This is a genomic window from Pseudomonas sp. 1L-E-NC-VB-C3 (assembly GCF_057291535.1).
Map to the genome: position 1 here is coordinate 48,868 of NZ_JBXAWD010000013.1, position 13,879 is coordinate 62,746.

Here is a 13,879-nt window from a genome sequence, read left to right on the forward strand (position 1 = left end):
TCGCACGGAGTATAACCAACGCGCGGGGTTCAGAGGCGAAAGTGCGGCAAACGACCACATGGCGACGATGAAGAATTCATCTGAGTTGAAGAAAATTCCGAGGGCTATTGGAGATCATTGTGGCGAGGGGATTTATCCCCGCTGGGTGGCGGAGCCGCCCCAAATCATGCGACCTCATTTAACCAGACATACCGTATCAGCCGGATTTGCGCCTGCTGCGCAGCCGATCGGGGATAAATCCCCTCGCCACAGAAGCACTCCCCACTGCGCGCAGGTATCTGTATAGAAGTTGTAACTGGGCGAACCGGATCATAGAAGTTAGAGTCTGATGGTTCACGCAGGCCGCGACCCATCACCTGCGCCTCATTCAAGGAGCCTTCATGCACACATTTCGCCGCAGCGCCGCCCTCCTCGCCCTGACCGTCGGCAGCGTCGCCAGCCTCCCGGTTCTGGCCGCCGATGAGCTGCACTACAACCAGATTTCCCTGCGCGCCGAAGTCAGCCAGGAAGTGGCCCGCGACCAGATGATCGTGACGCTCTACACCGAAGAGCAGAACACCGACCCGGCCAAACTCGCCGCCGCCATCAGCACCACCATGAACAAGGCCACCGCCCAGGCCAAGCAAGTCAAAGACATCACCCTGCGTACGGGCAGCCGCAACAGCTACCCGATCTACGACACCAAAGGCCAGAAAATCACCGGCTGGCGCGAACGCGCCGAACTGCGCCTGGAAAGCACCGACTTCGCCGCCCTGTCCAAACTCACCGGCGAGCTGCTGACCGACCTGAAAATGGGCGGCATGGACTTCGCCATCGCCGACCCGACCCGCAAGGCCAGCGAAGACCAGTTGCTCAAAGAAGCCGTCACCGCCTTCAAGACCCGCGCCCAACTGGCCACCGACGCCCTGGGCGGCAAGGGCTACAAAATCGTCAACCTGAACCTCAACAGCAACGGTTACCCACAACCGTACCTGCGCGCGCCGATGATGATGAAAGCCGCGGCCATGGATTCCGCGCCAGTCACGCCGGAAGTCGAAGCCGGCACCAGCCAGGTCAGCATGACCGCCGATGGCTCGATTGAAGTGTTGATGCAGTGATTTGAGCTTGGCTGAATGAAGGACCGGCAATCAGCAAATGGTTGCCGGTTTTTTTGTGTCCGGGTTTTGTAGTGAAGGATCCACCGCTATCGCGAGCAGGCTCGCTCCCACAGGTTGAACGCATTTCCATGTGGGAGCGAGCCTGCTCGCGAAGAACGATGACGCGATCTCAAGCGTGCGGATCAACCCGATCCAGCGCCCGATTCACCGCCAGCTCCGCCAGCATGATGATCTGCTGAATCGCCAGCGCCGTATTGCGCTGCGGTCGCCCCAGTTGATCGGCGAAATCGCTGGCCAGCGTGTTGGCTGAAGCAAGGGACTCACAGGCGTGAGCCAGCAGGCTTTCGGTGTCGATGTCGGGCTGGACCAGAAACATCGTGCTGGGTGGATGGGGTTTGCCGGGGGGCGGGCAGAGATAGAAATCGAGGGCACGCTTGATGGCTTCGCGGTTCTTCGCGAGATCGTCGGCACGCAGCGCGGCTTCGAGGGGGGTTGAGGTTTCTTCGGGTGGGTCGGGGACTGGTTTGGTCATTAAATAGCCCTACTTTGCTAAATGAACGCCATCACCTGCCGTTTCTCACGCGGCGAAGTGGGTGGCAACTATGTGCGGGGTGAGAAACCGGAAAAATAGGAAAACCGGCCAGACCGAAGTCTGCCCGCACACAGTCGCCATATCGCTATTGCAGACAACTGAAGAGCTGGCGGCAATTATGCGGACATGCGCACTGAATCACTAATTTTCCGGGTTCTCACACCCGATCGCTGAACAACCAGCGACGACCCAAGCCTAGAGAGCGCACGTCCGACGGACAACCTGAAAACCTTGTGGGAAGGTTCTGGCTGTTTCGCAGCGGATTTAAACAGCCAAAAAGCAAACCCTCACCCTAACCCTCTCCCAGAGGGAGAGGGGACTGACCGAGGTGTTTGGGGGAGATACGCCAACGTGAAACTCCGAGTTGAACTCAGGATTTGAAAAGCACACAAATCAGCCCCCTCTCCTCGGGGAGAGGGCTGGGGTGAGGGGCAAATCCACAACAAAAATAACGCCGAACACCCGCTTTTCACCACTCAATAGGCCGAGTGTCAGCTCGCCTGCTCTTGATCTTGATCCACCGGCGACGTCGGAAGGCTGAGTGGAGGGATTGATCCGGGTGTGGGAGCGCAGCGACCGTTCGACGAAGTCGAACACAGCGGAAGGAGGTGCAGCGAAGCAAACCGGAGCCGCTGCGCCCGGATCAGTCCCGGAGCGAAGGGACCCCGAGCCCCAGCGAGTGGGCCGAACGTAGGAGCTAGCGTTTTTTGCTTACTTTTTTAGGCGCTTGTAAAAAAGTAAGTCGCCGTAAGGGCGAAACCGCCAGCCGCCACACCGCAAAAAACGGATATTCACCCAAACCAACCAACACCCTGGTCGGCCCAAAGGCCGCCAAGGTGCCACCAATCGAAACACCCAGTTGCACCAAGTAAAACTCCCCAATCCCTGCCCCAATCCACCCCACCAAAGCCCACCGCGAAAACCCCTCAACCCCGCCCATCCCCAAGGGTATAAATAAGTAACACCAAGCCCCACCCAAGCGCACCCGACACCTCCAGCGCACCATTTCAGTGCCCCGAATGCACCGCAAAAACCACCCGCAAACGGTCAAATGCGTCAAAAGTTATACGGATGCGACATTAAGGTACGTTCGTGCCACCGTTTAACGCCGCCGACCGCTCTGGATCTTGCATTGGGTATGGGGCCTGCATAAGTATCCGCAGGCACGACTCACGAGGTCGTACCTCACAACTAAAAAATGACAACAAATCATGAGGCCAACATGCTTAAACACGCGGTCATTCCGTTTCTAGTCGGCGCAGGCTTGTTAGCCTCCGCACCTTTCGCCACCGCTGCGACTAACCTGGTGTTCTGCTCCGAAGGGAGCCCGGCCGGTTTTGATCCAGGCCAGTACACCACCGGAACCGACTTCGACGCCTCAGCCGAAACCATGTTCAACCGCCTGACCCAGTTCGAGCGCGGCGGCACCGCCGTGATTCCTGGCCTGGCGACCAAGTGGGACATTTCCGACGATGGCCTGACCTACACCTTCCACCTGCGTGAAGGCGTCAAGTTCCACACCACCCCGTATTTCAAGCCGACTCGTGAGTTCAACGCCGACGACGTGCTGTTCACCTTCAATCGCATGATTAACAAGGATGACCCGTTCCGTAAGGCGTACCCGACCGAATTCCCGTACTTCACCGACATGGGGATGGATACCAACATCACCAAGATCGATAAAGTCGACGACCACACCGTCAAGTTCACCCTGAAAGAAGTCGACGCCGCGTTCATCCAGAACATGGCCATGAGCTTCGCGTCCGTGCAGTCCGCCGAATACGCGGCCCAACTGCTCAAGGATGGCAAAGCCGCCGACATCAACCAGAAGCCGATCGGCACCGGCCCGTTCGTGTTCAAGAGCTACCAGAAAGACTCGAACATCCGTTACACCGGCAACAAGGATTACTGGAAACCTGAAGACGTGAAGATCGACAACCTGATCTTCGCCATCACCACCGACCCGTCGGTGCGTATCCAGAAGCTGAAAAAGAACGAGTGCCAGGTCACCCTGTTCCCGCGTCCGGCCGATCTGAAAGCGCTGAAAGAAGACAAGTCCCTGAAGATGCCGGATCAGGCTGGCTTCAACCTGGGCTACATCGCTTACAACGTGATGGACAAGGTCAAGGGCAGCAACGAGGCCAACCCACTGGCTGACCTGCGTGTGCGCCAGGCGCTGGACATGGCCGTGAACAAGCCGCAGATCATCGATTCGGTTTACCAGGGCGCCGGCCAACTGGCGGTCAACGCCATGCCACCGACCCAGTGGTCCTACGACACCACGATCAAGGATGCCAAGTACGACCCTGAGAAAGCCAAACAGCTGCTCAAGGAAGCCGGCGTCAAGGAAGGTACCGAGATCGTCCTGTGGGCGATGCCGGTGCAGCGTCCGTACAACCCGAACGCCAAACTGATGGCTGAAATGCTCCAGTCCGACTGGGCCAAGATCGGCTTGAAAGTGAAGATCACCAGCTACGAGTGGGGCGAGTACATCAAGCGTTCCAAAGGTGGCGAGAACCAGGCCATGATCATTGGCTGGAGCGGTGACAATGGTGATCCGGACAACTGGCTCAACGTTCTGTTCGGCTGCGACTCGCTGAGCGGCAACAACTTCTCCAAGTGGTGCGACAAGAAGTTCGACGGCCTGGTGAAAGAAGCCAAACGCACTACCGACCAGGGCAAGCGCACCGAGCTGTACAAACAGGCGCAACACGTCCTCAAAGATGCAGTTCCAATGACACCTATCGCTCACTCGACGGTGTATCAACCCATGCGCGCCAACGTGCAGGATTTCAAGATCAGCCCATTTGGCCTGAATTCCTTCTACGGCGTCAGCGTCAGCAAGTAAGACATTGCAACGGCGGCGTTTCTGACGTCGCCGTTGCTTTATCTACCGGGAAAAAAGGAAAAGGCCTACACCCAAATCCGCCGCAGATGATTGCTTCGGTATAGGCGCGTCGACTTTTCCTACGAGCATTAAGGCAATTACGTATTTACTGCCAGAGGCACGGTGCCTACCGTCGCGTACTGACCAGTGTCTGCGTGGGCCACCGGTTTTGCCGTACGTATTGGATTGAGCTCAATGCGACCAGAAAGTCCCGGGATAGGGACCCTGACGCATTGCACAACACTAAAAAGAGGGAGCGTCATGCGCCATACCTTGATTTTTTCCGCACTGTTGGGCGCCGGCCTGTTGGCCGCCACGTCTGCAAGCTACGCCGCCAGCGACAGCCTGGTGTTTTGCTCGGAAGGCAGCCCGGCGGGTTTCGATACCGCGCAATACACGACGGCCACCGACAACGACGCCGCCGAGCCGCTGTACAACCGCCTGGTGGAGTTCGAAAAAGGCGCGACCAATGTCGTACCCGGTCTGGCAACCAAGTGGGACATTTCCGAAGATGGCCTGAAATACACCTTTCACCTGCGTGAAGGCGTGAAATTTCACACAACCCCTTACTTCAAGCCGAGCCGCGATTTCAACGCCGACGACGTGCTGTTCACGTTCAATCGCATGCTCGATGCGCAACAGCCGTTCCGCAAGGCCTATCCCACCGAGTTTCCGTACTTCAACGGGATGAGCCTGAACAAGAACATCGCCAAGGTCGAGAAGACCGGGCCGCTGACCGTGGAGTTCACGCTCAACAGTGTTGACGCCGCGTTCATCCAGAACATCGCCATGAGCTTCGCCGCCATTCTGTCTGCCGAATACGCCGACAAACTGCTGGCCGACGGCAAGCCGAGCGACATCAACCAGAAGCCGATCGGCACCGGGCCGTTCGTGTTCAAGAGCTACCAGAAAGACTCGAACATCCGTTACACCGGTAACCCGCAGTACTGGGATCCGAGCCGGGTCAAGCTGAAGAACCTGATTTTCGCGATCAACACCGACGCCTCGGTACGTGTGCAGAAGCTCAAGGCCAACGAGTGCCAGATCACCCTGCACCCGCGCCCCGCCGATGTTGAAGCGCTGAAGGCCGACCCGAAATTGCAACTGATTTCCAAGCCGGGCTTCAACCTCGGCTACATCGCCTACAACGTCCGCCACAAGCCGTTCGATCAACTGGAAGTGCGTCAGGCGCTGGACATGGCGGTGAATAAACAGGGAATTCTCAACGCTGTTTATCAAGGCGCCGGCCAACTGGCCGTCAACGCCATGCCACCGACCCAGTGGTCCTACGACGACACCATCAAGGACGCCGCCTACAACCCGGAAAAAGCCAAGGAACTGCTCAAGGCTGCCGGCGTGAAAGAAGGCACCGAGATCACCCTGTGGGCAATGCCGGTGCAGCGTCCGTACAACCCGAACGCCAAACTGATGGCCGAAATGCTCCAGTCCGACTGGGCCAAGATCGGTCTGAAAGTGAAGATCGTCAGCTACGAATGGGGCGAGTACATCAAGCGCACCAAGAACGGCGAGCACGACGTCAGCCTGATTGGCTGGACCGGTGACAACGGGGATCCGGACAACTGGCTGGGCACGCTGTACAGCTGTGACGCCATCGGCGGCAACAACTACTCCATGTGGTGCGATCCGGCTTACGACAAGCTGATCAAACAGGCCAAGGTCGTCACCGACCGCGACCAGCGCACCGTGCTTTATAAACAGGCCCAGCAATTGCTTAAACAGCAAGTGCCGATCACGCCTGTCGCCCACTCGACGGTCAACCAGCCGTTAAGCACCCGGGTCGAAGGATTCAAAGTCAGCCCGTTCGGCCGCAACGTGTTCTCGGGTGTCAGTATCGATTAAACCAACCGATTAGCCGCAATGCTGAGGGGAGCCGTCTACTCCCCTCACGCAAGCGCTTTGCCTAAATTCGCCAATCCGGCTTTTTGCAAACGTTTGCGATGTGTGAACGAGTTCTAAACCAATAACCGGCATACCAAAAAAAGCCGGGATAAAAAGAAAGTAAAGGAGCTTCACCCATGAAACTGAGCAGCACCGCGATACTGGCCCTGGCCATCAGCAGCATCACCGCCACGGCTTATGCGGAAACCCAGAGCCAGGCGTTCACCCCGGTGACCGTCAACACCAAGAGCGCCCAGGCTGAGGCCACTGGGTTCGTCGAAGGACAGTCGATCACCGGTACGACACGTAACTGGTACGCCAACGAGCAACTGAAGCGCGGCGGCAAATTCTCCTATAAAAAAAATGGTTCTCCGGCCGAAACTGACCGTCGGATCAACTGGGTGCAAGGGACCATCGTCAAGTACAACTCGGGTTTCACCGAGGGCACTGTAGGTATCAGCACCGAAGTTGCGGCATATAACGCAATTGCGCTTGAACGTGATCGTGAAAATCTGGCTTCCGGAAATGGCGGCGCCCCAAAGACGGGCGTGGGATCGGGTAACAACCGCACCCTGACGCACAAGAATAACGGTGAAGCCGTAGATCAGTGGAGCAAGGTAGGCCTTGCCAACATCAAGGCGCGCGTTTCCAACACCACTCTGACTGCCGGTCGTATGAGCTTCAGCAGCCCGCAGGTCGACGTGATCGGCAACCGTGCACTGCCTTCGAGCTTCGAGGGTGTCTCCCTGCACAGTGAAGAGTTGAACAATCTGTCCTTCGACCTGGCCACTTTTGATCGCGTCTCGCCACGATCGGAACAAAGCCTGCAGAAATTCCGCGCCGAGTATGCCAACGGCCGTGTCGAATCCGACAAGGTCAACACCGCCGGTATCAGCTATCAGCCGCTCGAAAGTCTGAAAACCAGTCTATGGGGCACGCAAGTTGAAGATCTGTGGAACCAGTACTACTTCGGCGCCACCCATGAACTGGGTGACAGCAGCGTCCTCGCCCTGACTACCGGTTTCAACTACTACAAAACCGTCGACGAAGGTAAGAAGCTGCTGGGCGACATCGACAACGACACCTACTCGCTGTCGTTCGGACTGACCCACCAAGCGCATAACCTGACCTTCTCCTACCAGCAAGTAAACGGTAACGAGTACTTCGATTACCTGCACGAGACTAACGGTATCTACCTAGCCAACTCCCTGCTGTCGGACTTCAACGGCCCGAACGAGAAATCCTTCCAGGTTTCATACGCCATCAATATGGCCGAGTACGGTGTGCCGGGCCTGAAATTCAACATCTATCAAGCTCGCGGCTGGGGAATCGATGGCACGCACTACAACGGCAACAAAGGCGTTGAAGGCAAAGGCTACGACGGCATCCAGGAACAGGATGGCGAGCACCACTATGAATACGGCATCGGTGCGACCTATGCGGTACAAAGCGGTCCTCTGAAAGCCACCACGATTCGCGGCACCTACACAGCCCACCGTGCGAGCGAGTTCCAATCGGACGGCAGCATCAACGAGTTCCGTCTCGTAACCACCATCCCGTTCAACATTCTGTAAAAACGCCAACCGACGGCTGACTCATGATGAGTCGGCCGTTCGGTTTTCTGTCTTCAACCGATTGCAGAGGGTTATCGATGAAAATGCTTCCCCTACGTGCGGCCATCGCGGCTGCGTTGCTGAGTGTCGCTGTCGGCGCCTCGGCCAAACCCTTGGTGGTCTGCACCGAAGCCAGCCCGGAAGGCTTCGATATGGTCCAGTACACAACTGCAGTCACGGCGGACGCTGTGGCCGAAACCATCTTCAATCGCCTGGCCGATTTCAAGCCCGGCACCACCGAAGTGATCCCGGCGCTCGCCGAGTCCTGGGACATCAGCGAAGATGGCCTGACCTACACCTTCCACCTGCGCAAAGGCGTCAAGTTTCACACCACCGAATATTTCAAGCCGACCCGCGACATGAATGCCGACGACGTGGTCTGGAGCTTCCAGCGTCAGCTGGACCCGAATCACCCGTGGCACAAACTGTCGAGCGTAGGCTTCCCGTACTTTGAAAGCATGGGCTTCAAGGAACTGCTCAAAAGCGTAGAAAAAGTCGACGACAACACGGTCAAGTTCACCCTGACCCGTCGCGAAGCGCCGTTCCTGGCCGACATCGCCATGGCCTTCTCGTCGATCTACCCGGCCGAGTACGCCGACCAGTTGCTCAAGGCCAACAAGACCGGCGATCTTAACAACAAGCCGATCGGCACCGGCCCGTTTATCTTCCAGCGCTACGCCAAGGATGCGCAGGTGCGCTTCAAGGCCAACCCGGATTATTTCCGTGGCAAGCCACCGGCCGACGCGTTGATCCTGGCGATCGCCACCGACAACAACGTGCGCCTGCAAAAGCTCAAGGCCAACGAGTGCCAGGTCGCGCTGTATCCGAAACCGGATGACATCCCGAGCATCAAGAAAGACAGCAAGCTGAAAGTCGACGAGCTGGACGCGATGACCGTTTCGTACATCGCCATGAACACCCAGCACAAGTACATGAGCGACGTACGCGTGCGCAAAGCCATCGACATCGCGTTCGACAAGGAAGCCTACGTCAACGCGCTGTTCGGCAAGGGCAACGCGTCGGTGGCGGTCAACCCGTACCCGCCGACCCTGCTCGGCTACAACCATGATCTGAAAAACCCGCCACGCGACCTCGACAAGGCACGCGCCCTGCTCAAGGAAGCCGGGGTTCCGGAAGGCACCACCTTCACCCTGTTCACCCGCAACGGCGGCGGTCCGACCAACCCCAACCCGATGCTCGGTGCGCAGATGATGCAGGCTGACCTGGCGAAAGTCGGGATCAAGATCGACATCCGCGTGATGGAATGGGGCGAAATGCTCAAGCGCGCCAAGGCCGGCGAGCACGACATGGTCTCGGCCGGATGGGCGGGCGACAACGGCGACCCGGATAACTTCCTGACGCCTATGCTCAGTTGCGAGGCCGCCAAGAACGGCGAAAACTACGCACGCTGGTGCAACGAGAAATTCCAGGCACTGCTGGATGAAGCGCGGGCTAAAGTAGATCCGGCCGAACGCGCCGCGCTCTACGAACAGGCTCAAGTGCTGTTTAATCAGGACCAGCCATGGATCAGCATGGCCCATACTCGGATGTTCACTGCAATGCGCAACAATGTAGAGGGCTACCACATCAGCCCTCTCACCACTAATAACTTCGCCACCACCCAGGTGAAGTAGATAAGAAACGCCCGGCGTCCCTTACCTGAGGGACACCGGACACGCCTAACCGGCTGATGAGGTACCACACAAGATGTTTAGTTTTATTGCCCGCCGACTGGGGTTGTTGATCCCCACGTTTTTCGGCATCACCTTGCTGACTTTCGCGTTGATTCGCATGATTCCGGGCGACCCCGTGGAAGTGATGATGGGCGAACGTCGGGTCGACCCCGAAATGCACGCTCAGGCAATGGAACGCCTGGGGCTGAACAAGCCGCTGTATGCCCAGTATCTGGACTACATCGGCAAACTGGCTCAGGGCGATCTCGGTGAGTCGTTGCGTACCCGTGAAAGCGTGTGGACCGAGTTCACCTCTCTTTTCCCGGCGACCCTGGAACTGTCCATGGCCGCCCTGCTGTTCGCTGGCATCCTCGGGCTTCTGGCCGGGGTGATCGCGGCACTCAAACGAGGATCGCTGTTCGACCACGGGGTGATGGGCATCTCCCTCGCGGGCTATTCGATGCCGATCTTCTGGTGGGGCCTGATCCTGATCATGTTCTTCTCGGTGAGCCTGGGCTGGACCCCGGTGTCCGGGCGCATCGACCTGCTGTATGACATCGAGCCGAAAACCGGCTTCATGCTGATCGACACGCTGCTGGCCGATGACGTCGGCGCGTTCTTCGACGCCCTGCACCACCTGATCCTGCCGGCCATCGTGCTCGGTACCATTCCGCTGGCGGTAATCGCGCGGATGACCCGTTCGTCGATGCTCGAAGTGCTGCGCGAAGACTACATCCGCACCGCCAAGGCCAAAGGCCTGTCGCCGTCGCGCGTGGTGTTCGTGCACGGTCTGCGCAATGCGCTGATTCCGGTGCTGACCGTGGTCGGCCTGCAGGTCGGCACGCTGCTGGCCGGTGCGGTCCTGACCGAAACCATCTTCTCCTGGCCCGGCATCGGTAAATGGCTGATCGAAGCCATCGGCGCCCGAGACTACCCGGTGGTGCAAAACGGCATCCTGTTAATCGCCTGCCTGGTGATTCTGGTCAACTTCGTGGTGGACATCCTCTACGGCTTTGCCAACCCACGCATCCGTCATCAGCGCTGAGGTCAATACCCATGAGCACTCCAACATCCTCAGTAGCCACCGCCACGTCCGCCGTGGATCAAAGCCTGCTGTACCCGTCGCCGTACAAAGAATTCTGGCAAGCGTTCTCGAAGAACAAGGGCGCCGTTGCCGGCCTGCTGTTCATGCTGCTGATCATCTTCTGCGCGATCTTCGCGCCGTGGGTCGCGCCGCATAACCCGAGCGAGCAATACCGTGACTTCCTGCTGACGCCGCCGGCGTGGCTCGAAGGCGGGCAGATGCAGTTCCTGCTCGGCACCGACGAACTCGGCCGTGACCTGCTGTCGCGTCTGATCCAGGGCTCGCGCCTGTCGCTGCTGATCGGCTTGTCGTCGGTGGTGATGTCGCTGATTCCGGGGATCCTGCTGGGTCTGTTTGCCGGTTTCTTCCCGAAAGTGGTCGGCCCGACCATCATGCGTCTGATGGACATCATGCTGGCCCTGCCGTCGCTGCTGCTGGCCGTGGCAATCGTCGCCATCCTCGGCCCTGGTCTGATCAACACCGTGATCGCGATTGCCGTGGTTTCCCTGCCGTCCTACGTGCGTCTGACCCGTGCCGCCGTCATGGGCGAACTGAACCGCGACTACGTCACCGCCGCGCGTCTGGCCGGTGCCGGTCTGCCGCGTCTGATGTTCATCACCGTGCTGCCCAACTGCATGGCGCCGCTGATCGTGCAGGCAACCCTGAGCTTCTCCTCGGCGATTCTCGATGCCGCCGCACTGGGCTTCCTCGGCCTCGGCGTACAACCGCCAACCCCTGAGTGGGGCACCATGCTGGCCTCGGCCCGCGACTACATCGAACGCGCCTGGTGGGTGGTGAGCCTGCCTGGTCTGACCATTTTGCTCAGCGTGCTGGCAATCAACTTGATGGGCGACGGCCTGCGCGATGCGCTGGACCCGAAACTCAAGAACGCCGCCTGAGGAGATTCAAATGTCACTGCTAGAAATCAAGAATCTCAACGTCCGCTTCGGCGACAAGACCGCGACCCCGGTGGTCGACGGCCTCGACCTGAAAGTCGACAAAGGCGAAGTGCTGGCCATCGTTGGCGAGTCGGGTTCGGGTAAATCCGTGACCATGATGGCGCTGATGGGCCTGATCGAGCACCCCGGCATCGTCACCGCCGACTCGCTCAGCTTCGACGGCAAGGACATGCTCAAGCTGAGCAATCGTCAGCGTCGGCAGATCGTCGGCAAAGACCTGTCGATGGTCTTCCAGGACCCGATGACCGCACTGAACCCGAGCTACACCGTCGGTTTCCAGATCGAAGAAGTGCTGCGCCTGCACCTGAAAATGTCCGGCAAGCAAGCGCGCAAGCGTGCCATCGAACTGCTGGAAAAGGTCGAGATCCCGGGCGCCGCCAGCCGTATGGACGCCTACCCGCATCAACTGTCTGGCGGTATGAGCCAGCGTGTCGCGATCGCCATGGCGATTGCCGGCGAGCCGAAACTGTTGATCGCCGACGAACCGACCACCGCGCTGGACGTAACGATTCAGGCGCAGATCATGGATCTGCTGCTGGCGTTGCAGAAAGAACAGAACATGGGCCTGGTGCTGATCACTCACGACCTCGCGGTCGTGGCGGAAACTGCCCAGCGCGTCTGCGTGATGTACGCCGGTCAAGCCGTGGAAGTCGGTCAGGTGCCGCAACTGTTCGACATCCCGGCGCACCCGTACAGCGAAGCGCTGCTCAAGGCGATTCCCGAGCACAGCCTCGGCGCCTCACGCCTGTCGACCCTGCCGGGCATCGTTCCGGGCCGTTACGACCGACCGCAGGGTTGCCTGCTGTCGCCGCGCTGCCCGTATGTGCAGGACAACTGCCGCACCCAGCGTCCGGGCCTTGATCCGAAAGCCAACAGCCTCGCCCGCTGCTTCTACCCGCTGAACCAGGAGGTGGCGTAATGGCCGTCGTACTTACCGCCCGCGACCTGACCCGTCACTACGAAGTCTCCCGTGGCCTGTTCAAGGGCCACGCCACCGTGCGCGCGCTCAACGGCGTGTCGTTCGAACTGGAAGCCGGCAAGACCCTCGCCGTAGTGGGTGAGTCGGGCTGCGGCAAATCCACCCTCGCCCGCGCCCTGACGCTGATCGAAGAGCCGTCGTCGGGTTCGCTGCAGATCGCCGGCCAGGAAGTCGCCGGCGCCGACAAGGCCGAGCGCAAGCAACTGCGCAAAGACGTGCAGATGGTGTTTCAGAGCCCGTATGCGTCGTTGAACCCACGGCAGAAAATCGGTGATCAATTGGCCGAGCCGTTGCTGATCAACACCAAGCTGTCGGCCAGCGAACGTCGCGAGAAAGTCCAGGCGATGATGAAGCAGGTCGGCTTGCGGCCCGAGCATTACCAGCGCTATCCGCACATGTTCTCCGGCGGTCAGCGCCAGCGTATCGCTCTGGCGCGGGCAATGATGCTGCAACCGAAAGTGCTGGTCGCGGACGAACCGACTTCGGCACTGGACGTATCGATTCAGGCCCAAGTGCTGAACCTGTTCATGGATTTGCAGCAGGAGTTCAACACCGCCTACGTGTTCATCTCGCACAACCTCGCGGTGGTGCAGCACGTGGCCGATGACGTGATGGTGATGTACCTCGGCCGCCCGGTGGAATTGGGTCCGAAGAACGACATCTACGAACGCCCGCTGCACCCGTACACCCAGGCGCTGCTGTCGGCGACCCCGACCATCCACCCGGACCCGAACAAGCCGAAAATCAAGATCGTCGGCGAACTGCCCAACCCTTTGAACCCGCCACCGGGCTGCGCTTTCCACAAGCGCTGCCCGTACGCGACCGAGCGTTGCACCACGGAAGAACCGCTGTTGCGTGAGCTGGATAATCGGCAGGTGGCCTGCCACTACGCCGAGCAGTTTCTCGACGGCGCGGCGTAGGCCCACGAAATATCTCATGTGGGAGCGAGCCTGCTCGCGAAGGCGTCATTTCGGTCAACATCATCGGTGACTGATTAACCGCTTTCGCGAGCAGGCTCGCTCCCACAGGGAATTCGTGTTGATTCAAGAGTTCACGCGATAACAAAACCCCTTCCACCTCCATTGCGCATCAGTCG

The 13,879-nt window shown here is 59.1% G+C and carries 10 protein-coding genes; 9 read left to right on the top strand and 1 reads right to left on the bottom strand.

Annotation, left to right across the window (positions count from 1 at the left end; genetic code table 11):
- The first annotated feature begins 380 nt into the window (after window positions 1-380).
- Window positions 381-1,097 (top strand): SIMPL domain-containing protein, encoded by a 717-nt coding sequence (locus AC0Z5Z_RS20825; protein WP_122707553.1) that lies wholly within the window; start codon window positions 381-383, stop codon window positions 1,095-1,097.
- Between the two features lie 169 nt (window positions 1,098-1,266).
- On the opposite strand, the gene AC0Z5Z_RS20830 is transcribed toward AC0Z5Z_RS20825, so the two are convergent.
- Window positions 1,267-1,629, bottom strand: coding sequence for a DUF6124 family protein (locus AC0Z5Z_RS20830; protein WP_016771715.1), 363 nt, complete (start codon window positions 1,627-1,629; stop codon window positions 1,267-1,269).
- A gap of 1,282 nt (window positions 1,630-2,911) precedes the next feature.
- Between AC0Z5Z_RS20830 and AC0Z5Z_RS20835 the strand changes: the two genes are divergently transcribed.
- The 8 genes from AC0Z5Z_RS20835 (at window position 2,912) to AC0Z5Z_RS20870 (ending at window position 13,703) form a co-directional block, all read left to right on the top strand.
- Window positions 2,912-4,537 carry an ABC transporter substrate-binding protein gene (locus AC0Z5Z_RS20835; protein ID WP_016771716.1) on the top strand — a complete coding sequence of 542 codons (1,626 nt, stop codon included), beginning with the start codon at window positions 2,912-2,914 and terminating at the stop codon, window positions 4,535-4,537.
- A gap of 300 nt (window positions 4,538-4,837) precedes the next feature.
- Window positions 4,838-6,436 (top strand): ABC transporter substrate-binding protein, encoded by a 1,599-nt coding sequence (locus AC0Z5Z_RS20840; RefSeq protein ID WP_122707559.1) that lies wholly within the window; start codon window positions 4,838-4,840, stop codon window positions 6,434-6,436.
- A 176-nt stretch (window positions 6,437-6,612) separates the two neighbouring features.
- Complete coding sequence (locus tag AC0Z5Z_RS20845) at window positions 6,613-8,049, top strand: OprD family porin (protein WP_056782911.1); 1,437 nt, start codon at window positions 6,613-6,615, stop codon at window positions 8,047-8,049.
- 77 nt (window positions 8,050-8,126) lie between these two features.
- Window positions 8,127-9,722 carry an ABC transporter substrate-binding protein gene (locus AC0Z5Z_RS20850; RefSeq protein ID WP_024011590.1) on the top strand — a complete coding sequence of 532 codons (1,596 nt, stop codon included), beginning with the start codon at window positions 8,127-8,129 and terminating at the stop codon, window positions 9,720-9,722.
- A 73-nt stretch (window positions 9,723-9,795) separates the two neighbouring features.
- Window positions 9,796-10,806 (top strand): ABC transporter permease subunit, encoded by a 1,011-nt coding sequence (locus AC0Z5Z_RS20855; protein WP_016771720.1) that lies wholly within the window; start codon window positions 9,796-9,798, stop codon window positions 10,804-10,806.
- A gap of 11 nt (window positions 10,807-10,817) precedes the next feature.
- Complete coding sequence (locus tag AC0Z5Z_RS20860; protein WP_016771721.1) at window positions 10,818-11,744, top strand: ABC transporter permease subunit; 927 nt, start codon at window positions 10,818-10,820, stop codon at window positions 11,742-11,744.
- A 10-nt stretch (window positions 11,745-11,754) separates the two neighbouring features.
- Window positions 11,755-12,723, top strand: a complete 969-nt coding sequence (locus AC0Z5Z_RS20865) for an ABC transporter ATP-binding protein (RefSeq protein WP_016771722.1) — start codon at window positions 11,755-11,757, stop codon at window positions 12,721-12,723.
- Window positions 12,723-13,703 (top strand): peptide ABC transporter ATP-binding protein, encoded by a 981-nt coding sequence (locus AC0Z5Z_RS20870; RefSeq protein WP_095180366.1) that lies wholly within the window; start codon window positions 12,723-12,725, stop codon window positions 13,701-13,703. Before AC0Z5Z_RS20865 ends, AC0Z5Z_RS20870 begins: the two co-directional genes overlap by 1 nt.
- Window positions 13,704-13,879 lie beyond the last annotated feature (176 nt).

Excerpts from the sequence above, each read along its gene's own strand:
- AC0Z5Z_RS20860 (WP_016771721.1), top strand. The coding sequence starts at position 10,818 with ATGAGCACTCCAACATCCTCAGTAGCCACCGCCACGTCCGCCGTGGAT.
- AC0Z5Z_RS20830 (WP_016771715.1), bottom strand. The coding sequence starts at position 1,629 with ATGACCAAACCAGTCCCCGACCCACCCGAAGAAACCTCAACCCCCCTC.
- AC0Z5Z_RS20855 (WP_016771720.1), top strand. The coding sequence starts at position 9,796 with ATGTTTAGTTTTATTGCCCGCCGACTGGGGTTGTTGATCCCCACGTTT.
- AC0Z5Z_RS20845 (WP_056782911.1), top strand. The coding sequence starts at position 6,613 with ATGAAACTGAGCAGCACCGCGATACTGGCCCTGGCCATCAGCAGCATC.
- AC0Z5Z_RS20865 (WP_016771722.1), top strand. The coding sequence starts at position 11,755 with ATGTCACTGCTAGAAATCAAGAATCTCAACGTCCGCTTCGGCGACAAG.
- AC0Z5Z_RS20840 (WP_122707559.1), top strand. The coding sequence starts at position 4,838 with ATGCGCCATACCTTGATTTTTTCCGCACTGTTGGGCGCCGGCCTGTTG.
- AC0Z5Z_RS20825 (WP_122707553.1), top strand. The coding sequence starts at position 381 with ATGCACACATTTCGCCGCAGCGCCGCCCTCCTCGCCCTGACCGTCGGC.
- AC0Z5Z_RS20850 (WP_024011590.1), top strand. The coding sequence starts at position 8,127 with ATGAAAATGCTTCCCCTACGTGCGGCCATCGCGGCTGCGTTGCTGAGT.
- AC0Z5Z_RS20835 (WP_016771716.1), top strand. The coding sequence starts at position 2,912 with ATGCTTAAACACGCGGTCATTCCGTTTCTAGTCGGCGCAGGCTTGTTA.
- AC0Z5Z_RS20870 (WP_095180366.1), top strand. The coding sequence starts at position 12,723 with ATGGCCGTCGTACTTACCGCCCGCGACCTGACCCGTCACTACGAAGTC.